At 72.3% G+C, this 24148-nt stretch carries 25 protein-coding genes; 17 read left to right on the top strand and 8 right to left on the bottom strand.

Annotated features, from left to right (window positions below):
* Window positions 1-5 precede the first annotated feature (5 nt).
* The 3 genes from ACI793_RS17600 (at window position 6) to ACI793_RS17610 (ending at window position 2452) form a co-directional block, all read left to right on the top strand.
* Window positions 6-425 carry a Zn-ribbon domain-containing OB-fold protein gene (locus ACI793_RS17600; protein ID WP_456607670.1) on the top strand — a complete coding sequence of 140 codons (420 nt, stop codon included), beginning with the start codon at window positions 6-8 and terminating at the stop codon, window positions 423-425.
* Complete coding sequence (locus ACI793_RS17605) at window positions 422-1576, top strand: thiolase C-terminal domain-containing protein (protein WP_456607671.1); 1155 nt, start codon at window positions 422-424, stop codon at window positions 1574-1576. The genes ACI793_RS17600 and ACI793_RS17605 overlap by 4 nt, the downstream gene beginning before the upstream one ends.
* A gap of 150 nt (window positions 1577-1726) precedes the next feature.
* On the top strand, window positions 1727-2452 hold the full coding sequence (locus ACI793_RS17610) for a TetR/AcrR family transcriptional regulator (RefSeq protein ID WP_456607672.1): 726 nt from the start codon (window positions 1727-1729) through the stop codon (window positions 2450-2452).
* A gap of 7 nt (window positions 2453-2459) precedes the next feature.
* Here the strand turns inward: ACI793_RS17610 and ACI793_RS17615 are convergent, their stop codons facing one another.
* Window positions 2460-3320, bottom strand: coding sequence for a MaoC/PaaZ C-terminal domain-containing protein (locus ACI793_RS17615; protein WP_456607673.1), 861 nt, complete (start codon window positions 3318-3320; stop codon window positions 2460-2462).
* A gap of 223 nt (window positions 3321-3543) precedes the next feature.
* On the opposite strand from ACI793_RS17615, the gene ACI793_RS17620 reads away from it, so the two are divergent.
* Window positions 3544-5115, top strand: a complete 1572-nt coding sequence (locus ACI793_RS17620; protein ID WP_456607674.1) for an MFS transporter — start codon at window positions 3544-3546, stop codon at window positions 5113-5115.
* Window positions 5116-5125: 10 nt separating this feature from the next.
* On the opposite strand, the gene ACI793_RS17625 is transcribed toward ACI793_RS17620, so the two are convergent.
* On the bottom strand, window positions 5126-6037 hold the full coding sequence (locus tag ACI793_RS17625) for an acyl-CoA thioesterase (RefSeq protein ID WP_456607675.1): 912 nt from the start codon (window positions 6035-6037) through the stop codon (window positions 5126-5128).
* A gap of 67 nt (window positions 6038-6104) precedes the next feature.
* Here ACI793_RS17625 and ACI793_RS17630 point away from each other — a divergent pair, with 67 nt between their 5' ends.
* The 6 genes from ACI793_RS17630 (at window position 6105) to ACI793_RS17655 (ending at window position 10383) form a co-directional block, all read left to right on the top strand.
* Window positions 6105-6716, top strand: coding sequence for a TetR family transcriptional regulator (locus ACI793_RS17630; protein WP_456607676.1), 612 nt, complete (start codon window positions 6105-6107; stop codon window positions 6714-6716).
* A complete protein-coding gene (locus ACI793_RS17635) occupies window positions 6713-6937 on the top strand; it encodes a ferredoxin (protein WP_456607677.1) in 225 nt (74 codons plus the stop codon). Before ACI793_RS17630 ends, ACI793_RS17635 begins: the two co-directional genes overlap by 4 nt.
* Entirely contained in the window at window positions 6924-8192 is a 1269-nt protein-coding gene (locus ACI793_RS17640) for a cytochrome P450 (protein WP_456607678.1), read from the top strand. Before ACI793_RS17635 ends, ACI793_RS17640 begins: the two co-directional genes overlap by 14 nt.
* Window positions 8193-8297: 105 nt before the next feature.
* Window positions 8298-9542, top strand: a complete 1245-nt coding sequence (locus ACI793_RS17645) for an NAD(P)/FAD-dependent oxidoreductase (protein ID WP_456607679.1) — start codon at window positions 8298-8300, stop codon at window positions 9540-9542.
* 131 nt (window positions 9543-9673) lie between these two features.
* A complete protein-coding gene (locus ACI793_RS17650; RefSeq protein WP_456607680.1) occupies window positions 9674-10057 on the top strand; it encodes a VOC family protein in 384 nt (127 codons plus the stop codon).
* Between the two features lie 41 nt (window positions 10058-10098).
* Window positions 10099-10383: a DUF1905 domain-containing protein gene (locus ACI793_RS17655; protein WP_456607681.1), complete on the top strand. Its 285-nt coding sequence runs from the start codon at window positions 10099-10101 to the stop codon at window positions 10381-10383.
* Between the two features lie 111 nt (window positions 10384-10494).
* Here ACI793_RS17655 and ACI793_RS17660 read toward each other — a convergent pair whose 3' ends face one another.
* Together ACI793_RS17660 and ACI793_RS17665 are read right to left on the bottom strand one after the other, a co-directional pair.
* A complete protein-coding gene (locus tag ACI793_RS17660) occupies window positions 10495-11613 on the bottom strand; it encodes an epoxide hydrolase family protein (protein WP_456607682.1) in 1119 nt (372 codons plus the stop codon).
* Window positions 11614-11689: 76 nt separating this feature from the next.
* A complete protein-coding gene (locus ACI793_RS17665) occupies window positions 11690-12340 on the bottom strand; it encodes a helix-turn-helix domain-containing protein (RefSeq protein ID WP_456607683.1) in 651 nt (216 codons plus the stop codon).
* Window positions 12341-12485: 145 nt separating this feature from the next.
* On the opposite strand from ACI793_RS17665, the gene ACI793_RS17670 reads away from it, so the two are divergent.
* On the top strand, window positions 12486-12842 hold the full coding sequence (locus ACI793_RS17670) for a hypothetical protein (RefSeq protein WP_456607684.1): 357 nt from the start codon (window positions 12486-12488) through the stop codon (window positions 12840-12842).
* A 199-nt stretch (window positions 12843-13041) separates the two neighbouring features.
* Window positions 13042-13422 carry a hypothetical protein gene (locus ACI793_RS17675; RefSeq protein ID WP_456607685.1) on the top strand — a complete coding sequence of 127 codons (381 nt, stop codon included), beginning with the start codon at window positions 13042-13044 and terminating at the stop codon, window positions 13420-13422.
* A 120-nt stretch (window positions 13423-13542) separates the two neighbouring features.
* On the opposite strand, the gene ACI793_RS17680 is transcribed toward ACI793_RS17675, so the two are convergent.
* The gene (locus ACI793_RS17680; protein ID WP_456607686.1) at window positions 13543-14775 is read right to left on the bottom strand and encodes an ABC transporter permease; all 1233 of its coding nucleotides are present in this window, start codon (window positions 14773-14775) and stop codon (window positions 13543-13545) included.
* Window positions 14772-15722 carry an ABC transporter ATP-binding protein gene (locus tag ACI793_RS17685; protein WP_456607687.1) on the bottom strand — a complete coding sequence of 317 codons (951 nt, stop codon included), beginning with the start codon at window positions 15720-15722 and terminating at the stop codon, window positions 14772-14774. Before ACI793_RS17685 ends, ACI793_RS17680 begins: the two co-directional genes overlap by 4 nt.
* Window positions 15723-15854: 132 nt before the next feature.
* Between ACI793_RS17685 and ACI793_RS17690 the strand changes: the two genes are divergently transcribed.
* The 3 genes from ACI793_RS17690 to ACI793_RS17700 all read left to right on the top strand — a co-directional run bounded on the left by ACI793_RS17690 (window position 15855) and on the right by ACI793_RS17700 (window position 17307).
* The gene (locus ACI793_RS17690; protein ID WP_456607688.1) at window positions 15855-16136 is read left to right on the top strand and encodes a helix-turn-helix transcriptional regulator; all 282 of its coding nucleotides are present in this window, start codon (window positions 15855-15857) and stop codon (window positions 16134-16136) included.
* Window positions 16133-16588: a hypothetical protein gene (locus ACI793_RS17695; protein WP_456607689.1), complete on the top strand. Its 456-nt coding sequence runs from the start codon at window positions 16133-16135 to the stop codon at window positions 16586-16588. The genes ACI793_RS17690 and ACI793_RS17695 overlap by 4 nt, the downstream gene beginning before the upstream one ends.
* A 74-nt stretch (window positions 16589-16662) precedes the next feature.
* Window positions 16663-17307, top strand: a complete 645-nt coding sequence (locus ACI793_RS17700) for a GPP34 family phosphoprotein (protein WP_456607690.1) — start codon at window positions 16663-16665, stop codon at window positions 17305-17307.
* Window positions 17308-17372: 65 nt separating this feature from the next.
* Here ACI793_RS17700 and ACI793_RS17705 read toward each other — a convergent pair whose 3' ends face one another.
* Entirely contained in the window at window positions 17373-18305 is a 933-nt protein-coding gene (locus tag ACI793_RS17705; protein ID WP_456607691.1) for an alpha/beta hydrolase, read from the bottom strand.
* A gap of 69 nt (window positions 18306-18374) precedes the next feature.
* Window positions 18375-19880, bottom strand: a complete 1506-nt coding sequence (locus tag ACI793_RS17710) for a flavin-containing monooxygenase (protein WP_456607692.1) — start codon at window positions 19878-19880, stop codon at window positions 18375-18377.
* 187 nt (window positions 19881-20067) lie between these two features.
* On the opposite strand from ACI793_RS17710, the gene icmF reads away from it, so the two are divergent.
* Window positions 20068-23322 (top strand): fused isobutyryl-CoA mutase/GTPase IcmF, encoded by a 3255-nt coding sequence (icmF, locus tag ACI793_RS17715; protein WP_456607693.1) that lies wholly within the window; start codon window positions 20068-20070, stop codon window positions 23320-23322.
* On the top strand, window positions 23319-24071 hold the full coding sequence (locus tag ACI793_RS17720) for a helical backbone metal receptor (RefSeq protein WP_456607694.1): 753 nt from the start codon (window positions 23319-23321) through the stop codon (window positions 24069-24071). The genes icmF and ACI793_RS17720 overlap by 4 nt, the downstream gene beginning before the upstream one ends.
* Window positions 24072-24148 lie beyond the last annotated feature (77 nt).

Here is a 24148-nt window from a genome sequence, read left to right on the forward strand (position 1 = left end):
CGCCGGTGCCGCCACTCACGAAGCCCGCCCCCGTACCCACCCCGGAGACCCTTCCCTTCTGGGAGGGCTGCGCCGCCGGTGAGCTGCGCATCCAGCGGTGCACGTCCTGCGGGAAGCACGTCTTCTACCCGCGGCCCGCGTGCCCGCACTGCTACTCGACCGACCTGGAGTGGGTGGTCAGCGACGGCACCGCCACGCTGCACTCCTACGTCATCAGCCACCGGGGCGGCCCCGGGTTCGCCGAGGAGGTGCCCTACGTCATCGCGGTCGTGGAGCTCCCCGAGGGCGTCCGCATGATGACCAACCTCGTCCAGGTGGAGGCCGACCCCGAGCAGCTGCCGCTGGACATGCCGCTGCGCGTGGTCTTCGAGCCGCGCGGCGACGTCCACCTGCCGCTGTTCGCACCTGCCGGGAGTGCCGCATGAGCGCCAAGGACGACATCGTCATCATCGGTGCGGCCGAGACCGACGAGCTGGGCAAGCTGCCCCACCTCTCGACGCTGAGCCTGCACCTCGAGGGGGCGCGCAACGCGCTCGCGGACGCGGGGATGACCCCCGCCGACATCGACGGCATCGCGACGGTCCAGTCGCCGGGGCCCGTGGGCATCGCCCACGCGCTCGGCATCGAGGCGAAGTGGCTCGACGGCACGGGTGTGGGCGGGACGTCGTTCCTCTTCCACGTCCGGCACGCCGCCGGGGCCATCCGCGCCGGCCTGGCCGAGACCGTGCTCATCACGCACGGCGAGTCCGGGCGCTCGCGGGTCGACGCCCCCGGCTGGGGTCGCAGCCCGCAGTCGCTCAACGGCCAGTTCGAGGCGCCCTACGGCGTCTTCGGCCCGCCGACCGCCTTCACGCTCACCGCGCTGCGGTACATGAAGGAGACCGGCACGACGCTCGAGCAGCTGGCGGAGGTCGCGGTCGCCCAGCGCCGCTGGTCGAACAAGAACCCGCGCGCCCTCATGCAGGACCTGGCCACGGTCGACGACGTCCTGAACTCGAAGATGATCGCCTGGCCGTTCACCCTGCTCATGTGCTGCCTGGTCACCGACGGCGGCGGCGCGCTCGTGGTCACGACGCGGGAGAAGGCCGAGGCCCGCGGGTACGACAAGCCGCTGGTGCACCTGCTCGGTGCCGGCGAGGCCGCGGACTCCCCGATGGTCAGCCAGATGCCCGACCTCACCTCGTTCGGCGCCTTCAAGCGCTCGAGCGCGGCGGCGTTCGCCGAGGCCGGCATCACCCACTCCGACGTCGACCACCTGATGATCTACGACGCCTTCGCCCACGTGCCGCTCTACGGGCTCGAGGACGCCGGCTTCGTCGGACGCGGTGAGGCGGGGGCGTTCGTCGCCGAGGGGCACACCTCCCCGGGCGGGCGGCTGCCGCTGAACACCAACGGCGGCGGCATGTCGTACACGCACACCGGCATGTACGGCATGTTCGCGATCCAGGAGGCCGTGCGGCAGGTGCGCGGCGAGGCCGCCGCGCAGGTCGAGGGCGTCGAGCGCAGCGTCGTCATGGGCAACGGCGGCATGTTCATGGCGGGCGCGACCCTCGTGCTGGGGAAGTCGCCCCGCTGATCCCGCGGCCGGCCGCCGCTCCGCTGGGGGCGGCGGCCGGCGCGGTCTCCCGTGAGCGTGGCGGAGCTCGCGTTCCGCCGGGAGGTTCCCGGCCCGTCGGTGCCCTACGCTGTTCTAGAACGTCGTTCTAGCCCGGGAAGGGGAGCTGCGATGCCGCGCGACGCCGGTCCCGTCCCGGGGCGCAGTGCCTGGAAGTGGAGCCGCACCGGCGAGACCCGCCGGGTACTGCTGGACGCTGCCCGCGAGGTGTTCGCCGAGCGAGGCTTCGCGGAGTCCAGCGTGGCCGACGTCGTCGAGCGCGCGGGCTCCAGCGTGGGCAGCCTCTACCACCACTTCGGCGGCAAGAGCGAGCTCTTCCTGGCCCTGTGGGAGGACTGGCAGGGCAGCCAGGAGAAGCGTGCGGCCGAGGCCGTCTCCGCCGCGCGGCGAGCGGGGGAGGACCGGCCCCTCGCGCTCTTCGTCGCGGGGGCGCGGGGCTTCCTGCGCGGCTCGTGGGAGGGGCGCGGCGTGGGCAGCCTGTTCGTCGACAAGGACGGCCCGCCCGGTTTCGAGCTGATGCGGCGCACCCGCGGCCACGAGTGGCTGAGGCAGAACTCGCTGCTGCTGCAGGCCCGGGACGACGCCATCGGCCGCGTCACGGTCTCCGTGCTGACCACCGTCATCGGCGAGGCGAGCCGTGAGGTCATGGCAGCCCGGACCCGCCGGGAGGCCGATGCCATCGTCGACGCGGCCGTGGCGATGATCGAGCGGCTGGGTCTCCTGCCCGCGGTCGCCGACGAGCTCGGCGCCGGCACCGGCCCGGAGGAGACGGACCCCTCCGCAGCCGGTGAACCGGAGCCGCGGTCAGACGCCGGCGCGGCCGTCGCCGGCGCCTGACCCCGGATCACTCCGGCGCGCCGACCTCCGCCCGGCCGCGGTCGATGACGACCGTGCCGTCGCCGCGGAGCGTCCGGAACAGCAAGGCGCCGTCGGCACCGCCGTCCTGGCGCCAGATGCGCACGGTCAGCTCGTCACCGGGCAGTACCGGAGAGCTGAAGCGCCCCGACATGGCGCGGAACTGTCCCGGGTCGCCGTCCATGGCCGACATGAGCAGCGCGCGGCCGGTGATGCCGTAGGTGCACAGCCCGTGCAGGATCGGCCGCTCGAACCCGGCGCGCGCCGCGAACTTCGGGTCGGAGTGCAGCGGGTTCCGGTCGCCGTTGAGCCGGTAGAGCAGCGCCTGCTCCGGGCGGGTGGCCAGGGTGACCTCCCAGTCCGGCGCGCGGTCGGGCTGCGCCCAGTCGTCGGCCGGTGCGGCCGAGCCGGACTCGACCTGCTCGCCCCGGATGAAGATCGAGCTGCGCGTGGTGATCAGCGGCGCGCCGTCGACGTCGACGGCCGTGGACGACGTCGTGACCAGGGCGCCGCTGCGCTTGCCCTCCATCGACTCCACGCGGGCCTGGGCGCGCACCGTGCCCTCGACCGGCAGGACCCGGTGCAGCCGGATCTCCTGCTCGGCGTGCACGAGCATCGTCCGGTCGAACTCGCCGATGCCCGGGCCGGGCGCCTGGGCGAGCAGGACGCCGAAGGTGGGCAGCACCTGCTGGTCCACGCCGTGGCTGTTCTCCGTGGTGAAGGAGAGCTCCTGGCTGGGGTCACCCAGTCCGGCGCCCACCCCGACGGCGTAGAGCAGGGCGTCCTTGGACGTCCAGCTCCGCTCGTGGGGTGCCCCCTCGCGACCGATGGCCGATGGGTCCAGCGCCATGGTCAGGCACCCCCCGCCCGCGCGCCCGGGCCGGTCTGCCCGTCGAGCTCCTGGAGACGGCCTGGGCCGCCCGCACTCGTTCCGATCGCCACCGCGTCCACTGCCGGCATCCGCCTTCCCTCGACCTCGCGGCGCTGCTCTGCGCCGCCCGGCCAGCATGCCCCACCGCCGTCCTCAGCTCTAGAGCCTTGTTCTAGGATTGCCGGGACAAGGGGGAGGGCTCATGGCCTGGTCGACCGCCTCGCGCCCGGACGGGCTCGAGCAACCGGTCGTCGGCACCTCCGGCGCGACCGACAGCCCCGAACCGGCCTTCCCGGCCGTGCCCCCGACGGAGTCGGCGCCTGCCCGCGACGAGTCCGCCGTCATGCGCGAGGCCTGGCGGGTGCTCTCCGTCGTCGGGCTCGCCAGCATGTTCTCCGGGATGTCGAACAGCGCCCTGAACGTGGCGCTGCCCGCGGTGGCGCGCGAGTACGACGCCTCGGCGACGGCGTCGAGCTGGATCCTGCTGTCGTTCATGCTCACCCAGACGCTGCTCATGGTGTCCTTCGGCCGGCTGGCCGACCTCTTCGGGCGCCGGTCGATGTACCTGACCGGCCTGGCGGTCTTCACCGTGGGCAACCTGCTCGCGGGGTTCGCCCCGGACGCGTGGTGGCTGGTCGCCTGCCGGGTCCTGCAGGCGGCGGGCGCGGCGATGCTGCTGACCAACAGCGCGGCTCTGGTCACCGGCGCCTTCCCGCGGCACCGGCTCGGCCAGGGCATGGGCATCTACCTGGCGTCGTTCTCCGTCGCCCAGCTCGTCGGTCCGACGCTGGGCGGCTTCCTCGCCGAGCACGTCGGGGTGCAGTGGCTGTTCTGGTCCAACGTGCCGGTCGGCATCGGCTGCCTGATCTGGGGCATCGTCGCGCTGCCGCCGGTACCGCGCTCCGGTGAGCGGATGGCGCTGGACGTCCCGGGCAACCTGCTGGCGTTCCTGGGACTGGGGTGCGGTCTCGTCGCGCTGTCGCAGGCCACCGCGCTCGGCTGGGGGCACCCGGTGGTCGTGGGTGGGCTGATCGCGTTCGCCGTCCTGCTGCCCGCGTTCCTGCTGGTCGAGCGCCGGGTGCGTGACCCGCTGATGGACACCCGCCTGTTCGAGGACCGCAGCTTCTCCTGGGGGCTGAGCGCCTCGTTCCTCAACGCCATCGGGCAGTTCGGCGTCGTGCTCCTGGTCTCGCTGTACCTGCAGGCCGTGGGTGGGGAGGATCCGCTGTCGGCCGGGCTGAAGGTCCTCCCGCTGGCGGTGTCGGCGCTGGTCTTCTCCGCGGCGTCGGGCTTCTTCCAGCGGTGGATCGAGGCGCACACCCTCACCGTGCTGGGCAACGCCGCCACGGCGGCCGGCCTGGGCGTCCTGCTGGCGTTCGCCTCTGCGGAGGTCCACTACGGCGCGGTGGTGTTCGCGCTGGTCCTCGTGGGCGCCGGCTCCGGGTTCTTCATGCCCTCCAACACCCAGGTGCTGCTCGCCACGATGCCCAGCGAGCGCCTCGGCATCGCCAACGGCATGCGGCTGATGCTGCAGAACACCGGCGCCGTCCTGGGCACCGCGGTGATCCTCACCGTGCTGACCAGCCCGCTGCCGCAGGAGCTCCGGCGCTACGTGTTCGCCGGGACGATCTCCGAGGTGTCCGACGCGGGTCTGCTGGATCTGGTGACCGGGTACCGGTGGACGGCGATCACCATGCTGGTCGTCTGCCTCGGCGCGATGGCGTGCTCGCTGGGTGCCCGCCGCGCGGTCCGGACGGCCGCCCGGCAGGACTGACGCCGGCGGGTCACCGGGGCCCGAGCGGGCGCACCATGCCCTCCTGCGCGACGGTCATGACCAGCCGGCCGGCGCGGTCGAAGAGCCGGCCGGAGCAGTGGCAGCGCCCACCGGCGGCCCACGAGCTCTCCTGCTCGAAGCAGAGCCACTCGTCCGCGCGCACCGGGCGGTGCAGCCAGACCGCGTGGTCGAGGCTGGCCGCGGCGACGTCGGGGGCGCCCACCGCCCGCGCGTGCGGCGCCAGCGACGTCGACAGCATGAGCATGTCCGACGCGTACGCCAGCGCGGCCGCGTGAACCAGTGGCTCGTCGGGCAGCGGCTCGAGGGAGCGCATCCAGAACCGCTGCCTGGGGGGCGCCGCCTCACCGCGGGACGCCGCGACGCGGGGGAGCTCGCCGTCGAAGCGGATGTCGAAGGGGTGGCGGCGGGGAAGCCGGGCGAACCAGTCGCCCAGCGGCCCCTCGATGTCGGCCGCCGCCTCCTGGGCGGTGGGCAGCGACTCGGGCTCGGGTGCGGCCAGCTGCGGCACCTGGTGGGTGAAGCCGGCCTCGGCGACCTGGAAGGAGGCGGTCAGCTCCAGGATCGCCCGGCCGGACTGCTCGGCGGTCACCCGGCGGGTGCTGTACGACCCGCCGTCGCGCACCCGGTGGACGTGAAGGTCGATCGGGGCGGAGGCCTCTCCGGCCCGCAGGAAGTAGGCGTGCAGGGAGTGCGCGGGGCGGTCCGGGGGAACCGTGGCGCCGGCCGCCAGCAGCGACTGGGCGACGACCGCACCCCCGAAGGAGCGCTCCGGCGCGCGGCGGCGCGGCGGCGCACGGAAGGTGTCCGTCCCCGTCGGTGAGACGGGAAACACCCCGGCCCAGCCCTCGCGGACGACGTCCTGCTGCTCGCCGCCGGACTCTGCGACGCCTTCGACCTGCATGGATTCTTCGACTCCTCCGGGGCCAGCCCTCTTGACCTGTTAAGTGAATCACTATTCAATTCGTGTCGTGGGACGCATCGCGGGCGCAACGGGCGCACAGACACGGCAGCGGCTGCTCCGTGCTGCCGCCGACGTGTTCGCCCGCCGCGGCTACGACGGCACCCGCGTCGCCGACATCGCGGCGGAGGCGGGGCTCAGCAACAGTGCCCTGTACGCCTACTTCACCTCCAAGGCCGAGCTCCTCGTCGGGGCGCTGCGCACGCACGGCCGCCGGCCGATGGAGGACATGGTCGCCGCCGACCCCCACGGCTCGATCGTCGACATGTTCCTCCGGACCGGTGCCGGTCTCCGCGAGCGCCCGGACCCCGAGCGCTACCTGGTCATCGAGGCGCTCATCGCGGCGCGTCGCGACCCGGAGGTGGCCGCGTCGATGACCGCCTACGTCCGCGAGCGCGCCGACTGGATGACCGGCCTGATCGAGCAGGCGCAGCTGCGCGGCGAGATCGACCCGACCGTGTCGCCGCGCGCGGTGTCCCACCTCGCCACCTCGCTGGCCATCGGCAGCACGCTGCTGACCCCAGATCTGCACGACGTCGACGACGAGGAATGGACAGCGCTGCTGACCCGCGTCGTGACGAGCATCGCCCGTACCGAGGAACAGATAGGAACCCGCACATGAAGGTGCAGATCGACTCGCAACTGTGCCAGGGCCACGGCCGCTGCTACGACCTCGCTCCCGACCTGTTCGGCGAGGACGAGGAGGGCTACGCCACGCTCACCGCGCTCACGGCCGACGGCAACGTGCCGGACGGCCGCGAGGGCGACATCCGTCTCGCTGCAGCCAACTGCCCCGAGTCCGCCGTTCTGGTTCATGAGGAGGCACGGAATGACAGTCGATGACAGGTTCACCGACTCCCCGTTCCAGCGGGCCGATCCCGCGGAGCTCACCCGGTTCGAGGTGATGGACGGCCCGGTCTCCGACTGGGCCACCGACTTCTCGCACATGGACGAGCAGTACGCCGAGAACGCCCACGAGATCTGGGACGACCTGCGTGGGCGCTGCCCGATCGCGCACACCGAGCGCTTCGGTGGCGCGTGGCTGCCCACGAAGTACGAGGACGTCCAGGCCATCGCCTACGACACCGACCACTTCACCTCGCGGGCGATCATCGTCGGCAACTACCGGCCCCCGCTGGACCTGGCGCCCGTCGGAGGGGTCCCCCCGATCTCGTCCGACCCGCCGTTCCACCACGACGCCCGCAAGCTGCTGCTGCCGGCGTTCACGAAGGCGAACGTCGCGAAGCAGGAGATCACCACCCGGGCCTTCTGCCACTCGCTGATCGACTCCTTCGAGGGCCGCGACAGCGTCGACGCGGCCACCGAGTACGCGATGCACATCCCGATCCGGGTGATCGCGGACATGCTCGGTTTCCCGGCCGAGGACGCGCCGAAGTTCAAGGTCTTCGTCGAGAACGCGCTCGAGGGCATCAACCGGTCGCCCGAGGAGCGCGAGGCCTCGACCGAGGTGCTGTTCGCCTACCTGCTCGAGCAGGTCCGCGACCACATCGACAACCCGCGCGACGACCTGACGACCTACCTCATCAACGCCGAGCTGTACGGGCAGAAGCTGGCGCCGAACCACGTGGTGGGCACGATGGCGCTGCTGCTCATCGCCGGGATCGACACCACGTGGAGCGCGATCGGCGCTTCCCTGTGGCACCTGGCGAAGAACCCCGAGGACCGCAAGCGCCTCGTGGCGGAGCCTGCCCTGCGGACGACGGCGGTGGAGGAGTTCCTCCGCGCCTACGCCCCCGTGACCATGGCCCGCCTGGTCAAGGAGGACGTCGAGCTCGGTGGCGTCGAGATGAAGAAGGAGGACTGGGTCCTCCTGCCCTTCCCGGCCGCCAACCGCGACCCGGAGAAGTTCGAGCGGGCCGACGAGGTGGTCATCGACCGCGAGGTCAACCGGCACGCCGCCTTCGGTCTCGGCATCCACCGCTGCGCCGGCTCGCACCTGGCCCGCATGGAGCTGCGGGTGGCGCTCGACGTCTGGCTGGACCGGATCCCCGAGTTCAGCCTGGCCGAGGGTGCGCCGATGCGCTGGTCGACCGGTCAGATCCGCGGTCCCCGGATGCTGCCGATCAACATCGGCTGACGCCGCAGGAGCCCCGGTGGTCGTGCCCGTCACGATCACCGGGGCTCCGTCACGTCCAGCACCTCGCACCAGGGCCACATCCACTCACAGCAGGGGGTCCCACCCGTGTCCACCCAGACCGTCGTGGTCGTCGGCTCGTCCGTCGGCGGGGTGCGCGCCGCCCAGGCCCTGCGCCGCGAGGGCTTCCCCGGCCGGATCGTCCTCGTCGGGGAGGAGGCGGCGGCCCCCTACGACAAGCCGCCGCTGTCCAAGCAGTACCTGGCGGGGGAGTGGGACCTCGACCGGCTCGCGCTGATCACCCCGGAGGCAGCGGAGACCGCGGAGATCGAGCTGCAGCTCGGCGTCGCGGCCGTCCGGCTGGACGTCGCCGCGCAACAGGTGCTGCTCGCCGACGGCACGGCGCTGGACTTCGACCACGTCGTGATCGCCACCGGAGCCGCCGCCCGTCCCTCGCCGTGGCCGGCCGACTCGGGCGTGCACGTCATCCGCACCCTGGCCGACGTCGACGGGCTGCGCGCGGACCTGGCGGCCGGTGGCGCCGTCGTCGTCGTCGGCGGTGGCGTCGTGGGCGCCGAGGCGGCCGCCACGATCCGCACGCTGGGTCACGAGGTCACCGTCGTGGACCCGCTGGCCACGCCGCTGGCCCGGCTGGTCGGCCGCGAGGTCGGCGGGCCGCTGGAGGAGCTGCACCGCAGGCACGGCGTCGACCCCCGGTTCGGGGTCGGCGTCGAGGACGTCGAGGGCTCCGCCGGGGACCTCACCGTCCGGCTGACCGACGGGACGGTCCTGAGGGCCGCCACCGTCCTGGTCGGCATCGGCGCGGCGCCCAACGACGGGTGGCTCGCCGACTCCGGCCTGCTGATCGACAACGGCGTCGTCTGCGACCGGTACTGCCGCGCGGTCGACTCCGACCACGTCTGGGCCGTGGGCGACGTCGCCCGCTGGCAGGACCCCCGCTACCCGGCGGAGGTGCGCCTGGAGCACTGGACGAACGCCGTGGAGCAGGCGGCCGCGGTCGCGCACAACATCGTGCACGCCGACGACCTGCAGCCCTACAGCCCGCTGGAGTACGTCTGGAGCGACCAGTACGACTGGAAGCTGCAGATCGTCGGGCACGCCTCGCGCGGCGGGCGGCACGAGGTCGTCGGCGACCTGTCCGCCGACCCGGCGCGGGCGGCGGTGCTCTACTCCGACGACGACGGCCGGCTGATCGGTTCGGTGACCGTCAACTGGCCCAAGGCGCTGGTGACGAGCCGGCGGGCACTCACCGCCGGGGACGTCGACTTCGAGCAGTTCGTCGCCCAGATCAGGGCGCTCCCCGCCAAGCCGTCCGCACCTGCCGCTCGCTGACGACCCGACCCCACAGGAAGCGTCGGGGCACCGGGAGAGGCGTGTCCGTCCGTCGTCCCGTCGCCGGACCTCCGGCAGGGGAGACCGGGCGCGGCCGATGAGTTTCCGGGCGAGGCGGCGTCTGGAACGGTATGACGCTGACGACGAGAGTACTGAGTGTCTCCGTTCCGGTGGCCGACCAGGACGCGGCGCTGAGGTTCTACACCGACGTACTGGGCTGCGAGCTGCGCGCCGATGTGGAGGTGTGGCCGGGCGCCCGGATGATCGAGGTCGTTCCGCCGGGGTCGAGTGTCGCCCTGGTGCTCTTGACCCCGGACAGCGGGATTCCGATCGCGATCCGGTTGGGCACCTCCGATGCCCGACAGGCCCACGACAAGCTCCGCGAGGCCGGCGCGACCCTGCACGGCGAGGGACTGGTGCGGATGGAGGGGGTCCCGCCGATGTTCTCCTTCGCCGACCCGGACGGCAACGGTCTGGTCTACCTGGAGGACTCGGACCAGAACGAGCCTCGGTGAGCCCGGCAGCCTCCCGCCCAGCGCAGCGAAGGAGCACGACCATGGCAGGTCCCCGCCCCCTGGACATCACGTTCACCGCTCGGCTGGGCAAGGTCCGGCCCGGAGACACCTGGACATGTGTGCAGTTGCCGGAGTCAGCACAGATCTTCGGGACGCGTGGCCTGGTCAAGGTCGCCGGCACCGTCGACGGGCACCCGTTCACCGGAGCGTTCATGGCCCTGGGAGACGGCACCCACAAGCTCCCGGTGGCTGCTCCGATCCGCGCGGCCATCGGTAAGGGCGACGGCGACGACGTGGAGGTCCGCCTGACCGAGCGGCTGAACTGAACAGGCAGATGCCGGATGGCGGGTGAGGATCCCGGATCGGGATCCTCTGCGTGACCACGACGGCAGGACCTCTCGGCGGTCTCCCGCCTCTCCGCGCACCGTCGCTGTGGCTCATCGAGAGAAGATCGCCGCTGCCTGTAGCAGGTCGCGAGCGACGACGGCGGGGCATTCTGTCGCCGCGAAGTGGCCGCCCCGCTCGTGCGTGCGCCATTGGGCGATGTCGTAGAAGCGTGCGGCGAGTGCCTCGGGCGGGACGCCGATGTCGCGCGGGAAGATGGAGAACGCTGCCCGCGGCTTCGCCGCCGCTGACCGATCGCCGGCGGTCTCGTCGGCTCCCCATGCCTGGTCGTCCCATGTGGTCTGGTCATCGGCGTAGAGCCGCAGTCCCGACCAGGCCGTCCCGGTCAGCCACGTCAGCGCGGTCAGCCCGACCACGTCCTCGGGGTCCACGTCGTCGCTCATGGCGTCGAACTTGTCGGCGATCCAGGCGAGCAGCCCGATGGGTGAGTCGGTGAGCCCGTACGCGAGCGTGAGCGGCTCGGCGGACTGCACCGAGAAGTACACCGCCTTCTCCATCCACGCATCCGAGGCGGCGAAGAACGCCTGCTCGTCCGCGTCGAGCGAGTCGCGGTCGACCGTGAACTGCTTGGGGAACGGCACATCGGTCAGGTGCAGCCCCGCGACGTCGTTCGGGTAGGCACTGACGAGCTCGTCCGCGATGACGCTTCCGAAGTCGCCGCCGTGGAGGACGTACGTGGTGAGACGCAACTCGGCCAGGGCTGCCCGCACCCGCTCGGCTGCGGTCGTCGCGGTCAGCGGCTCGTCGGGCTGGCCCGAGAACGCGAATCCGGGCAGCGAGGGGACGATGACGTCGTGCCCGGCGGCCGTGAGCAGTGGGATGAGCTTCCGGAATCGGAGGAACGTGTCCGGCCAGCCGTGCAGGAGCACGATGGGAAGGCCCGCTCTCCGTTCAGCCGGCGCACGCACGATGTGCAGCGGGTAGTGCCCGTCGTCGTGGATCAGATGCTCGAACTGGTCGATGGACGCCGCGAACGCGTCCCACTCGAAGGCTTCCCTCCAGTAGTCGGCGAGCTCGCGTACGCGCGAGATGGCGATGCCGTGTCCGTCGACGCCGGCGGGGACGTTCGGCCAGACCGTGGTCTTCAGGCGCTCGTCGAGCAGCTCCCGACGTGCGGGGTCGATGCTGATCCGGAAGGGGGTGATGGGCACGGAACTCCTCCTGAGGTGTGCCCGCACACTCCCGGCGGCGCGCCCCCACCGTCTTGAACGATGTGGCCACTTCGTCCTATCGGCCGGAGAGGATCTGACCCGGTGTGCGGCCGGCAAGCGCTCGGAGAGACCTGGTCAGATGTGCCTGATCGCTGTAGCCGGCCCGCTCGACGACGTCGGGGATCCCGACGCCCTCGCTGAGCAGTCGAAAGGCCTCGCGCGCTCGCTCCATGCCCGCGATCTGCTGACGGTTGAGCGCCGTCACCTCCCGTACACGACGTCGCAGCGTCCTGCCGTCGCTGGCGGGTGCGCCCGACAGTGCGGTCCTCACCGATGGCTCCACAGCGAGCAGCCCGTCTGCGACGAGCGCTTCGACGACATCGCCGAGGTGGTCCTCATCCGGGATCTCGTACTCGCCAGCACCGACGGTGAAGCGGTTGGCCCGGGACGGAAGGGCCTGGATGACGTCGAGCGCTTCCTTCGCAACACCGCGGAGGAAGGCGTAGGCCTCGAACTCGACTCCCCAGAAGCGGTCACCGGGGGCCATCTCGAAGGCTCGGGGGCGAGCCGTGGGGCCGACGAACTCCGCTCGTCGCCCTCTGGCTGTCGCGGTGAAGCCGAGACCCCAGAACTCGGTGGCGGGCTGCACCCATGTGCCACCGGTCTCTGCCGCTACGGCCCAGGCGCAGCGCACCTCGGCCCGCGGCAGGACCCACTCCCGGTACATGCCTCGATCCTGCGCCACGCCAGCGACCGGCACCGCCCCCGGTAGGACAGTCGCCTTGCCTCGGAGGGGAAGGAACTCGGGGTACTGGCGCCTCCGCTGTCAACCTGAGGTTGACAGCGGAGGCCTGGTCGGGTGGCATGGGGGCATGCGCGACCACCTGCCGACGCTCGCCGTCGCAGCTGCCATCACTGTCGCGGTCGGGCTGCTCACGGCCGCGGGGTGGCCCGGCTTCGTCATCGGCGCGGTGCTCGCGGCGTCACTGTGGATGATGCTGTTCTTCGGCTCGTTCGAGGGCGACCAGCGCGGGGCGGTTCCTCCGGCGACGTATGCGGGGGCAGCCGTGGTGGCTGTGGCGCTCGGCTACGTGCTCTTCCGGCTGGGGGACGACAACGGTGCCTGGTGGGCGCCGGCGTTCATCATCGCCGGGGCGATCATGGCCGGGGCCTCGTCCCGTGCCGGCGGGGCCGCTCGCGGGTCGGGGGCCACCGACGACCGGGGATGAGGTCGGGCCCGCCGGCCTCGACGACGTCGCCACCGCCCAGCAGCGGCTCGAGCAGGCACGGGCCGACCTGCAGACTGCAGTCGCCCGGGCGCACGCACGTGGCCACACGTGGAGCGAGCTGGGCGGGGTCCTCGGCATCACCCGGCAGGCGGCGTTCAAGCGGTTCGGATCCCCTCGCGACCCGCGGACAGGAGGAACCATGCGTCCTGCAACGACGGCCGACGACGTGGCCGAGCTGACCGAGCGGGTCTTCCGCCTGATCGACGCCGGCGACTACGACGGGCTGCGCGGCCTCATGACCGAGGAGACCGCCGCGCACCTGACCTCCGACCTGGTCCTCAGCACCTGGGCGCGGGCGGTGGCCGACACCGGCAACCTGGTCGGCTGTCGGGAGACCGGAGTGGAGCTGCCCGACGGCACGCCGGTCGAGGCCGGTGAGACGGTACTGGGCTCGCTCGTCGGCCACACGGTGCTGGAGTGCGAGGCCGGGCACTGGCTCGGCCGCGTGGCGCTCGACCCCGAGCGTCGGATCATCGGGCTGCTCGTCGTGCCACCCGACCACGGCAGGCTGCCCTTCTAGGGCGCAGGCCCCTGCCGCCACCACGGCGGAACCGCGTCGCGTACCGGGTCTTCCTCGGCGGTGGTGCTGCTTCACCCATGACTCGCGGGACCTCGAGTGGCATCCCGGCGCGGGGCGGGGTCAGCGGCGGCGCAGTGCCTCGCGCAGCGGGACCTGTCCGCCGGAGTGCAGCACCGAGCCTGCGTAGACCCGGCCGGCGACGGCGAACGCGGCAACGGTCGTGGCCAGCGCCACGGCCAGGGAGAGGCCGAGCTGCCAGGCGGGCACCGGTTCGAGGGCGAGCCGGGCCGGCATCACGAAGGTGTTGAAGACCGGTGCCATCGACGCGGCGTCGAGCAAGGCGCTCTCGGCGTACTCGAAGACGAGGTAGGTGGCGGCAGCCATCGGCACCAGGGCCAGGCCCAGGGCCGGTTGCAGGGCGCCGCTCAGATCCTCCTGGCGCTCGACCCGGGCGGCGAGCCCGGCCATCAGCGTGTTGCAGGTGACGACCCCGAGCACGAGGCTGATCACGCCGGCGAGGACGACGGCCCACGAGACAGCGTCCACGTCGGGCAACGAGCCGCCCAGAGCCAGGGCGGCGAAGGTGGCACCGAGCACGACGGCGAGCTGAGTCAGCCCGATGACGGTGGTGGCGATGACCTTGCCGGCCAGCAGTTGCCAGGGGCGCACGCTCGTCAGCAGGATCTCCACGACGCGCGACACCTTCTCCTGCATCACGTCGGTGGCCAGCGGGATGCCCCACAGGAGTACGACGAGCACCGCGCCGGCGGCGAAGGCGAGTCCCAGCAGCACGTCGGCGACGGCGAGGTCCTGCCCTACTGCGACCACGTCGACGGCCGCCCTGCCGGCGGTCGGTCCCACGGCGCCGACCAGTACCTCCGGGTCGACGCCGGCCTCCTGGGCGGCCGCCCGGAGTGAACGCTCCTGCAGCGCGACGTCCAGCAGCGCGCCGAGCTGAGGATCGAGCGCGTCCTGGACGAGCACCCGCACCCCGCCGTCGGAGGACAGCAGTACGGCGCTGGCCTTCCCCTCCTCGACCAGCGTCCGGCCGGCGGTCTCGTCGGCCACCCGCTCGAGCGACACCGCGCTCCCACCGACCGCGTCGACCGTGGTCGCCAGCTCCGCCGACGACCCGGTGTAGGCCAGCACGGGTGCGTCGTCGTCCCCACCGCCGGGACCGACGAGGGACCCGGCGAACGCGATCACCGCGAAGAGCAGGGTGCTGAGCCCGAAGGACCGGGTGAGCAGCTTCGTGGCGAGCTCGCGACGCACGATGATGTGCACCCCGCCGGTGCGCCGCACGCGGGTCGGGTCGGCCGTGATCTCGGGGCGGCGCAGGGTCGGCGTGCTCATGATGGCTGTACCTCCACGGTGGGACGGGTGTGCGCTTCCTGCGGCTGCCCGGGGACGTCGACCACGTCGCGGTAGACCTGGGTCAGCGAGGGGCGCCACGGGCGCAGTTCGCGCAGCGTGCCGTGGCGGCGGACGGCGTCGACCAGTTCCTGGAGGTAGGAGTCACCGGTCAGGCGGACCGTGACGGCGTCGTCGGCCACCGACTCGATGCTGACGCGGACGGCGGGGTCGAGGTCATGGGCCCAGGTGGCGGGATCGGCGTCGCTGCGCAGCAGGTAGCGGTGACCGTCCCCGCCGGTGAGGTCGTCGACGGCGCCGTCGGCCACCAGGCGACCGCCCTTCAGGATGGCCACGCGGTCGCACGTGCGCTCGACCAGCTCGAGCTGGTGGCTGGAGAAGAGCACCGGTATGCCGCGGTCGGCCTCCTCGCGCAGCACCTGCGACATCACGTCGACCGCGAGCGGGTCGAGTCCGGAGAACGGCTCGTCGAGCACGAGCGCGTCGGGTTCGTGCACGAGCGCAGCCGCCAGCTGGACGCGCTGCTGGTTGCCCAGGCTCAGGTCCTCGAGCGCGCTGTCCCGCCGCTCCTCGAGACCGAGGCGATCGAGCCAGTAGCGCGCGGCGTGTGCGGCGCCCGCGCGGGACAGGCCACGCAGCTCGGCGAAGAACTGCAGCTGCTGCTGCACCCGCATCGTCGGGTAGAGGCCGCGCTCCTCCGGCATGTAGCCCATCCGGGCGCGCAACTCCGCGTCGACCGGCGCGCCGTCGAGGGTCACGTGGCCGGCGTCGGCCGTGGCGACTCCGAGCACGATGCGCATCGAGGTCGTCTTCCCCGCCCCGTTCCCGCCGACGTAACCGACGATCGCACCACGGGGAACCTCGAGCCCGACGTCGTCGAGCACGAGGTGTGGCCCGTAGCGCTTGCTGATGTGGTGCAGAGCCAGCACGGCTCCTCCTCGCTCAGGGGGTCGCTGCGTCGGCGCCACCGTAGACACGGCGTTGGGTTTACACAACAAGTCGATGTAACGACCCTGGCAAAGATGTTGCGCATGCAGCGATTCGTTGGATAGCGTCACGGCGTGGCCGGAAAGTCCCAGGACGACGAGGCACGACGCATCCACAACCGTGTCAACGTCGCTCGCGCCGAGGTCGGCATGTCCCGCGCCGAGCTGGCTCGCCTGGTCGGAGTCAACCCGCAGACCATCGGCGCGCTCGAGCGCGGCGACCACTACCCGAGCCTCCAACTGGCCATGAGCATCTGCGAGGTCTTCGACCTCCCGATCGAGGCGCTGTTCAGCCGCCAGCCGTTCCGCTCGATCACCGCCGCCTACCGGCAGTCCGACCCGAGAGGTGACCAGTGACCACCCGGCCCGAGGCCCCTCACCCGGCCGCTCGTCGCGCCACCGCCGTCGTCGTCGTCGGCGCGGCCGCGTGGCTCGCCTTCACCGCCCTGACGGTGACGGCGCAGGCCTATTCGTGGGCCTGGCTGGTCTGCTTCGCCGTCATCGGCGCGGCCTGGGTGAGCGCGCGCCTGCTCATCCGCGACATCGCCGAGCGGCGGGCCAGCGAGGTCGACGAGTACGAGCTGGCGCAGCGCAACAACGCCCGCAACGCCGGGTACGTGGCCGCACTCGTCGCCGCCCTGGTGGTCTACCTGCTGCTCTCGGTGGCCGGGGAACTCGCCGAGCGCGGCAACGACCAGCTGCTGCTGCAAGCCGACCAGCTCGTGCTCGCTGTGTTCCTGCCCCCGGCAGCCCTGCCGTCCTTCCTCGTGGCATGGCGGTTGCGCCGCCAGAACGACCCCGACGGCTGACCCGCTGTCGGACGCAGGACCGGCACGTCCGCACTCCCCGCAGAGCAACGCCACCGATGAAGGAGCGTCTCCACATGGGCCTGTCCGTGCCCGCCCGCGAACTCACCCTGCCCGAAGCCCTGATGGCCTTCCTCCACGCCCGCAACGGGCGGCCCTACGAGTCCGTCAAGCCGGACCGCCTCACCGCCGCCGCCGAGGTCGCCGAGCTGCTCACCGTCGGCCTGGCTCGCCTGGAGGGCGACGACAGCAGGCGCCTCGTGGTCGACGCCCGCGCATCCAGCGACCGCCACTGGGTGTCCGCGGTGACCGCCGAGCTGGCCGGCCAGCCCACCGACGTCGCCACCTGGATCAAGCGGCGCAACGATGCCCTGTCCACCCAGCAGGCCGAGGCCGCCGCCCGCGGCGTGCTCGTCGCGGGCCGCAAGCGGCTTCTCGGGCTGTTCCCCTACGACACCCACACCGTCGACCCGGCCGTGCGCCGACAGCTGATCGATCACCTCACCGGTCCTCAGGCGGACGCCGACCCGCGTGCCCACGTTCTCGCCCGGTTGCTGGTCGCGTCGGGCCTGCACCGGCGCAACGGGCTGTCCCGAGGCGAACGCGCTCGCCTCGGGAGTCTCTCCGAGCACGCACCCTCGACCACGCCCGCCCCCGCCGCGCTGGACGCCGTCGACCTCGCCATGGTCACCGTCCTGTACACCACCGTGATCAGCGACTGATGCCGGGACCGGCGCTCCGTGGCGTCGGCCGCCCCGCTGACGAGCGTTCCGCGCGTGGTCGGGCGTCAGCCGTGGAGCAGGGTGCGGAACTTCCCGCAGGTCTCCTCGATGGCCGACCGGGCGGCGGGGGAGAGGCCGCCCATGTCGAAGAACCCGTGGATGAGGCCGTCGTAGCGGGTCACGTCGACGTGCACGCCCGCGGCCTTCAGCGCCTCGCCGTAGGCCTCGCCCTCGTCGCGCAGCGGGTCGAACTCCGCGGTGACGATGACCGCCGGCGGCTGCCCGGTCAGGTCGGCGTGCAGCGGCGCCAGGCGCGGGTCCTTGGCGTCCTCCCAGGCCCCGGCGTAGTGGCCGTAGAACCAGTCCATGGTCGGCTGCTCGAGGAAGTAGCCCCGCGCGTTCTCCACGCGGGAGGGGTACTCGCCGGCGGCGTCCACGGCGGGGTAGATGAGCAGCTGCGCGGTGACCGGCGTGCCCTCGGCGTGCAGCACCTGGGCCACCACGGCGGCCAGGTTGCCGCCCGCGCTGTCCCCGGCGACGCCGAGCCGGTCGTCCCCGCCGAAGCGGTCGCGGTTCGCGGCGATCCAGCGGGCGGAGGCGATGGCGTCGTCCGCGGCGGCCGGGAAGGGGTGCTCGGGCGCGAGCCGGTAGTCGACCGAGACCACGACGGCGGAGGAGTCCCGGCAGATGTGCCGGGCCATGTTGTCGTGGGTCTCCAGGTCGCCGATGACCCAGCCCCCGCCGTGGAAGAAGGCCACCGTCGGGAACGGCCCTTCGCCCTCGGGCCGGTAGACGCGGGCGCGCAGGTCGCCCTCGCCCCCGGGGACGGTGATGTCCTCGGTGCTCGCCACCGGGATGACCTGCTCGGGGCTGCGCAGCCCGGTGGTCATCGCCAGGTACTGGGCGCGCCCGACGTCCGGGGTGCCCTCGTACATCGGGGGCATGTCGGACTGCTGAGCCATGGCGAGCAGGGCGGCGATGTGCTGGTCGACCGGCACGGGGAGTTCTCCTGTCCTGGGGGTGGGTCGGGCGGGTCCGTGGGGCTGGGCTGAGCGTCGATGTGCGGCTCAGCGGCGGTAGACGAGCCCGTCGTCGAGGTCGGCCGTGGGCAGGATCGCCCGCTCCTCGCTGTACTCCTTGTGGTGCGTCCAGGGCTCCCGGTCACCGCGCTTGAACATCCGGTGCTGGGACCGCATCACGTACCCGGGGTTGAAGTTCTCCGGGTCCGACCAGTCAAGCAGCGGCATGTCGGCGTCCTCCGGCCGCAGCTGCGGGACGACGACGGGGGTGCCCTGCTCATCCATCTTGCTGAGCAGCCGGCAGACGAACTGGCTCACCAGGTCGGCGCGCAGGGTCCAGCTGGCCCGGAAGTAGCCGAAGACGTAGGCCATGTTCGGCACGCCGGTGATCATGATGCCGCGGTAGGTCACCTGCTGGGTGAAGTCGACCGGCTCGCCGTCGACGGTGAAGGCGACGTTGCCGAACAGGGACAGGTCGAAGCCCGTCGCGGTGACGACGATGTCGGCCTCGAGCTCCTCGCCCGACGTCAGCCGGATGCCGCTCTCGGTGAACCGCTCGATGGAGTCGGTGACGACCGAGGCCTTGCCCTCGCGCAGTGCGGTGAACAGGTCTCCCTCGGGCACCGCGGCCAGGCGCTGCTGCCACGGTCGGTAGGTCGGGTTGAAGTGCTTGTCGATGTCGAAGCCCTCGGGCAGCTGCGGACGCATCTCCCCGATGAGGAACTCGCGCAACACGTCCGGGGAGTCGATGGACATGCGCCACAGCTCCTCGCCCTGCTTGAAGGAGGCGCGGCGCATGATCTCGTGCGTCCACTCGTCGGGGATCTCCAGCGCCCGCAGCTGGGCGGCCAGCTCGGCGACCTTGGGCCGGGAGATGAAGAACGTGGGCGAGCGCTGCAGCATCGTCACGTGCCCGGCGGTCTCGGCGATCGCCGGGATCAGCGTGGCCGCGGTGGCGCCGGAGCCGATGACGACGACGCGCTTGCCGGTGCAGTCGAGATCCTCGGGCCACTGCTGCGGATGGATGATCTGACCACCGAAGTTGTCCATGCCCTCCCAGCGCGGCTGGAACGGCTTGTCGTGGTCGTAGTAGCCCTGGCACATCCACAGGAAGTCGGTGGTGAACCGCAGCTGCTCGCCGGTGTCCTCGCGGGTCACCTCGACGGTGTACTGCCGCTCCTCCGACGACCAGCTCGCGGCGGTCACCCGGTGCCGGTAGCGGATGTGCTGGGCCAGGTCGTTCTCCTCGATGACCTCGTCGAGGTAGGCGAGGATCTCGTCGGCGGTGGCGATCGAGGGCCCGCGCCACGGCTTGAACCCGTAGCCGAAGGTGAACAGGTCGCTGTCGGACCGTGCGCCCGGGTAGCGGTGCGTCCGCCACGTGCCGCCGCGGGCGTCGAGCGCGTCGAGGAGCAGGAAGCTGCGGCCCGGCTGTTCGTGCTGGAGGTGGTATGCGGCGCCGATCCCGGAGATCCCGGCGCCGACGATGAGCACGTCCACGTGCTGGACGTCGGGGGTCGTGGTCCGGCCGGCGGGGGCCTCGATCGTGGTCATGCCGAACTCCTCGCTGCCGCGTGACGTACGTCGCAGAACGTACCGGCGCCGGATCGGTATTGCTAGAACGCCGCTCTGGTTCGCGCACACCGCATTGGTACGTGGACGTCCTACTAGTTGGGGCCGTACGGTTCGGCCAGTCACGTCCTCCGCCCGGCGCGATCCGGGCTGCTCGGTCAGGAGCGCCATGCCCACCAGCGCCACGAGCACGGGGCGGCCGTCGCTGCACGTGCCGGTCCATCCGGTGCGGTTCGTGACGGCCGCCAGCCTGTTCGACGGTCACGACGCCTCGATCAACATCATGCGGCGGATGCTGCAGAGCCAGGGCGCCGAGGTGGTCCACCTGGGACACGACCGCAGCGTCGACGCCGTCGTCCGGGCGGCGCTGGAGGAGGACGTGCAGGGCGTGGCCCTCTCGTCCTACCAGGGCGGGCACGTCGAGTACTTCGGCTACCTCGTCGAGCGGCTCGCCCAGGCCGGCGCGGGGCACGTGCGGGTGTTCGGTGGCGGCGGCGGGGTGATCGTGCCGGAGGAGATCGCGGCGCTGCGCGACCGCGGCGTGACGATCTTCGCGCCGGAGGACGGTCAGCGACTCGGCCTTCCCGGCATGGTCAACGAGCTGATCCGCGACTGCGACGTCGACCTCGCGGCGCAGGCTCCCGACGTCGACGCGGTGCTCGGCGGCGACCCGGCCGCGCTGGCCCGGGCGATCACCGTGCTCGAGGCCGGCCGCTCCCCGGAGCTGGCCGCTGGGCTGCGCGCGGCGGCGGGGCGCCGGCCCGTCCCGGTCCTGGGCATCACCGGCACCGGCGGATCGGGCAAGTCCTCGCTGACCGACGAACTGCTGCGGCGGCTGCGGCTGGACCAGGAGGACAAGCTGCGCATCGCCGTCCTCGCGATCGACCCCACCCGCCGGCGCGGGGGAGGTGCCCTGCTCGGCGACCGCATCCGCATGAACGCGCTGGACGGCGCCGGCTCCCGCACCTTCTTCCGCTCCATGGCCACCCGCAGTGCCGGGGCACAGGTGCCCGAGCACCTCGACGACGTCCTCGCCGCGGTGCGGGCCGCCGGCTACGACCTGGTGATCGTGGAGACGCCGGGCATCGGGCAGGGCGACGCCGCGATCGTCCCGTTCAGCGACGTCTCGCTCTACGTCATGACGCCGGAGTTCGGGGCCGCCTCGCAGCTGGAGAAGATCGACATGCTCGACTTCGCCGACGTCGTCGCCATCAACAAGTTCGAGCGCCGCGGCGCGGAGGACGCCCGGCGGGACGTCGCCCGCCAGCTGGTGCGCAACCGCGAGGCCTTCGGCGTCCCCTGGGAGCAGATGCCGGTCTACGGCACCAGCGCCGCCCGGTTCAACGACGACGGCGTCACCGCGCTCTACCAGCACCTGCTCGGGCTGCTCGTGGAGCAGGGGCTGGCGGCGGGCCCCGGTGTGCTGCCGCGGGTGGACGTCCGCGCCTCGTCCGGCCTGACCAGCGTCGTCCCCGCGCAGCGGGCGCGGTACCTGGCCGAGATCAGCGAGGCGGTGCGGAGCTATGCGGCGACGACCGAGGCGCAGGCCGACGTCGCCCGGCGCCGGCAGCACCTGACGACGGCCGCCGGGGTCCTCGACGGTGCGGCCGCAGAGGCCGCGCGGGCCGCCGCGGAGGCCGCGGCCGCCGAGCTGCTGCCCGACGTGCGGGCGCTGCTCGACGAGTGGCCGGCGCGGGTCGAGGCCTACTCGGGGGAGGAGTACGTCTACTCGGTGCGCGGCACGGAGATCCGCACCCCGCTGACCCGCACGACCCTGTCGGGGAGCGCCGTCCGGCGGGTGTCGCTGCCCCGCACGCGCGACGACGCCGAGCTGCTGCGCTTCCTGCGTGCGGAGAACCTGCCCGGCGCCTACCCCTTCACCGCCGGCGTCTTCCCGTTCAAGCGGGCGGGCGAGGCGCCGGCCCGCATGTTCGCCGGTGAGGGCGACCCGTTCCGCACCAACCGCCGGTTCAAGCTCCTCTCCGCCGGCAGCGAGGCGACCCGGCTGTCCACGGCCTTCGACTCGGTGACGCTGTACGGCCGCGACCCCGACCCGCGTCCGGACATCTACGGCAAGGTCGGCACGTCGGGGGTCTCGATCGCGACGCTGGAGGACATGAAGGTCCTCTACTCCGGCTTCGACCTGTGCGCGCCGACGACGTCGGTGTCGATGACCATCAACGGGCCGGCGCCGACGATCCTGGCGATGTTCCTGGACACCGCGATCGACCAGCGGCTCGACGCCTTCCGCGCGGAGGAGGGCCGCGAGCCCGACGCGGCGGAGGCCGAGGAGCTGCGCGCCTGGGTCCTGGCGAACGTCCGGGGCACGGTGCAGGCCGACATCCTCAAGGAGGACCAGGGCCAGAACACCTGCATCTTCTCCACCGAGTTCGCGCTGCGGGCGATGGGCGACATCCAGCAGTGGTTCATCGACAACGGCGTCCGGAACTTCTACTCGGTGTCCATCTCCGGCTACCACATCGCCGAGGCCGGGGCGAACCCCATCAGCCAGCTCGCCTTCACCCTGGCCAACGGCTTCACCTACGTGGAGAGCTACCTCGCGCGCGGGATGGACGTCGACGACTTCGCGCCCAACCTCTCCTTCTTCTTCTCCAACGGCATGGACGCCGAGTACTCGGTGATCGGCCGGGTGGCCCGGCGCATCTGGGCCGTCGCGATGAAGGAGAAGTACGGCGCGGGGGAGCGGTCGCAGAAGCTGAAGTACCACGTGCAGACCTCGGGCCGGTCGCTGCACGCCCAGGAGATGGACTTCAACGACATCCGCACCACGCTGCAGGCGCTCTGCGCGATCTACGACAACGCCAACAGCCTGCACACCAACGCCTTCGACGAGGCGGTGACGACGCCCGGCGAGCAGTCGGTCCGTCGCGCGCTGGCCATCCAGATGATCATCGACCAGGAGTGGGGCCTGGCCGGCAACGAGAACCCGCTGCAGGGCTCCTACGTGATCGAGGAGCTCACCGACCTGGTCGAGGAGGCGGTGCTGGCCGAGTTCGACCGGATCGCCGAGCGCGGGGGAGTGCTGGGCGCCATGGAGACCGGCTACCAGCGCGGCCGCATCCAGGACGAGTCGATGCTCTACGAGCACCGCAAGCACGACGGCACCCTGCCGATCGTCGGCGTCAACACCTTCCTGGCGCCCGACCGGGACGACGCCCCACCCGCGCCGGTGGAGCTCGCGCGGGCCACGGAGGCGGAGAAGCGCTCGCAGCTGGACCGGCTGGCCGCCTTCACGGAGCAGCACGCCGCCGAGGCGCCGGCCGCGCTGGCCCGTCTGCAGCAGGTGGCGATGGACGGCGGCAACGTGTTCGCGGAGCTCATGGAGACCGTCCGCTGCTGCACGCTGGGGCAGATCACCGAGGCGTTCTTCCAGGTGGGCGGCCAGTACCGGCGGAACGTGTGATCGACGACCTGGGGACGGCGGTCGAGCTGTCGCGCCCGCCGCGTCGGGTGGTGTCGCTCGTGCCGTCGCTGACCGAGGCGCTGGCGGTCACCGTGCCCGACCGGCTCGTGGGTGCGACGGACTGGTGCACGCACCCGGCCGGCCTCGACGTCGCCCGCGTGCGCGGCACCAAGAACCCCGATCGTGCCGCGATCACCGCGCTCGCCCCGGACCTGGTGATCGCCAACCGGGAGGAGAACCGGGAACTCGACGTGCGGCGGCTGCGCGCGGCCGGTGTCCCGGTCTGGGTCACCGTCATCGAGTCGCTCGACGAGGCGCTGGCATCGATGCGCCGGCTGTTCACCGAGGTCCTCGACGTGGGGGAGCCGTCCTGGCTGCGCACCGCCGCCGACGAGTGGGCGCGCCCGGCGCCGGAGCCGGAGCTCCGGGTCGCCGTCCCGATCTGGCGGGACCCCTGGCTGGTGGTGGGCAGCCGCACCTTCGCCGGGGACGTGCTCGAGCGGCTGGGCCTGCGCAACGCCTTCGCCGACGACGCGCAGCGCTATCCGCGGGTCGAGCCGGCCGAGCTCCGGCGGCACGACCTGGACCTCGTGCTGCTCCCCGACGAGCCGTACGTCTTCACCGCCGACGACGGCCCGGAGGCGTTGCCCGGCGTCCGGTCCGTGCTCGTCTCCGGCCGGGACCTCACCTGGTACGGGCCCTCGCTGGCGACGGCCCGGGAGCGCCTGCTGGCCGCGACCCGCGGCTGAGCGACGCCGCCCGCACGGGCCCGCATCCCCAGATCGGTTCATCTCGTCAACCCGCAGGTCAGCGCGGCGCAGCGGGG

This window comes from Blastococcus sp. SYSU DS0617 (assembly GCF_054051075.1).

What these genes read in the sequence shown, in the direction of transcription:
- ACI793_RS17605 (WP_456607671.1), top strand. Translation starts at nt 422, where the DNA reads ATGAGCGCCAAGGACGACATCGTCATCATCGGTGCGGCCGAGACCGAC.
- ACI793_RS17610 (WP_456607672.1), top strand. Translation starts at nt 1,727, where the DNA reads ATGCCGCGCGACGCCGGTCCCGTCCCGGGGCGCAGTGCCTGGAAGTGG.
- ACI793_RS17615 (WP_456607673.1), bottom strand. Translation starts at nt 3,320, where the DNA reads ATGGCGCTGGACCCATCGGCCATCGGTCGCGAGGGGGCACCCCACGAG.
- ACI793_RS17620 (WP_456607674.1), top strand. Translation starts at nt 3,544, where the DNA reads ATGGCCTGGTCGACCGCCTCGCGCCCGGACGGGCTCGAGCAACCGGTC.
- ACI793_RS17625 (WP_456607675.1), bottom strand. Translation starts at nt 6,037, where the DNA reads ATGCAGGTCGAAGGCGTCGCAGAGTCCGGCGGCGAGCAGCAGGACGTC.
- ACI793_RS17635 (WP_456607677.1), top strand. Translation starts at nt 6,713, where the DNA reads ATGAAGGTGCAGATCGACTCGCAACTGTGCCAGGGCCACGGCCGCTGC.
- ACI793_RS17640 (WP_456607678.1), top strand. Translation starts at nt 6,924, where the DNA reads ATGACAGTCGATGACAGGTTCACCGACTCCCCGTTCCAGCGGGCCGAT.
- ACI793_RS17650 (WP_456607680.1), top strand. Translation starts at nt 9,674, where the DNA reads ATGACGCTGACGACGAGAGTACTGAGTGTCTCCGTTCCGGTGGCCGAC.
- ACI793_RS17655 (WP_456607681.1), top strand. Translation starts at nt 10,099, where the DNA reads ATGGCAGGTCCCCGCCCCCTGGACATCACGTTCACCGCTCGGCTGGGC.
- ACI793_RS17665 (WP_456607683.1), bottom strand. Translation starts at nt 12,340, where the DNA reads ATGTACCGGGAGTGGGTCCTGCCGCGGGCCGAGGTGCGCTGCGCCTGG.
- ACI793_RS17670 (WP_456607684.1), top strand. Translation starts at nt 12,486, where the DNA reads ATGCGCGACCACCTGCCGACGCTCGCCGTCGCAGCTGCCATCACTGTC.
- ACI793_RS17675 (WP_456607685.1), top strand. Translation starts at nt 13,042, where the DNA reads ATGCGTCCTGCAACGACGGCCGACGACGTGGCCGAGCTGACCGAGCGG.
- ACI793_RS17680 (WP_456607686.1), bottom strand. Translation starts at nt 14,775, where the DNA reads ATGAGCACGCCGACCCTGCGCCGCCCCGAGATCACGGCCGACCCGACC.
- ACI793_RS17700 (WP_456607690.1), top strand. Translation starts at nt 16,663, where the DNA reads ATGGGCCTGTCCGTGCCCGCCCGCGAACTCACCCTGCCCGAAGCCCTG.
- ACI793_RS17710 (WP_456607692.1), bottom strand. Translation starts at nt 19,880, where the DNA reads ATGACCACGATCGAGGCCCCCGCCGGCCGGACCACGACCCCCGACGTC.
- icmF (WP_456607693.1), top strand. Translation starts at nt 20,068, where the DNA reads ATGCCCACCAGCGCCACGAGCACGGGGCGGCCGTCGCTGCACGTGCCG.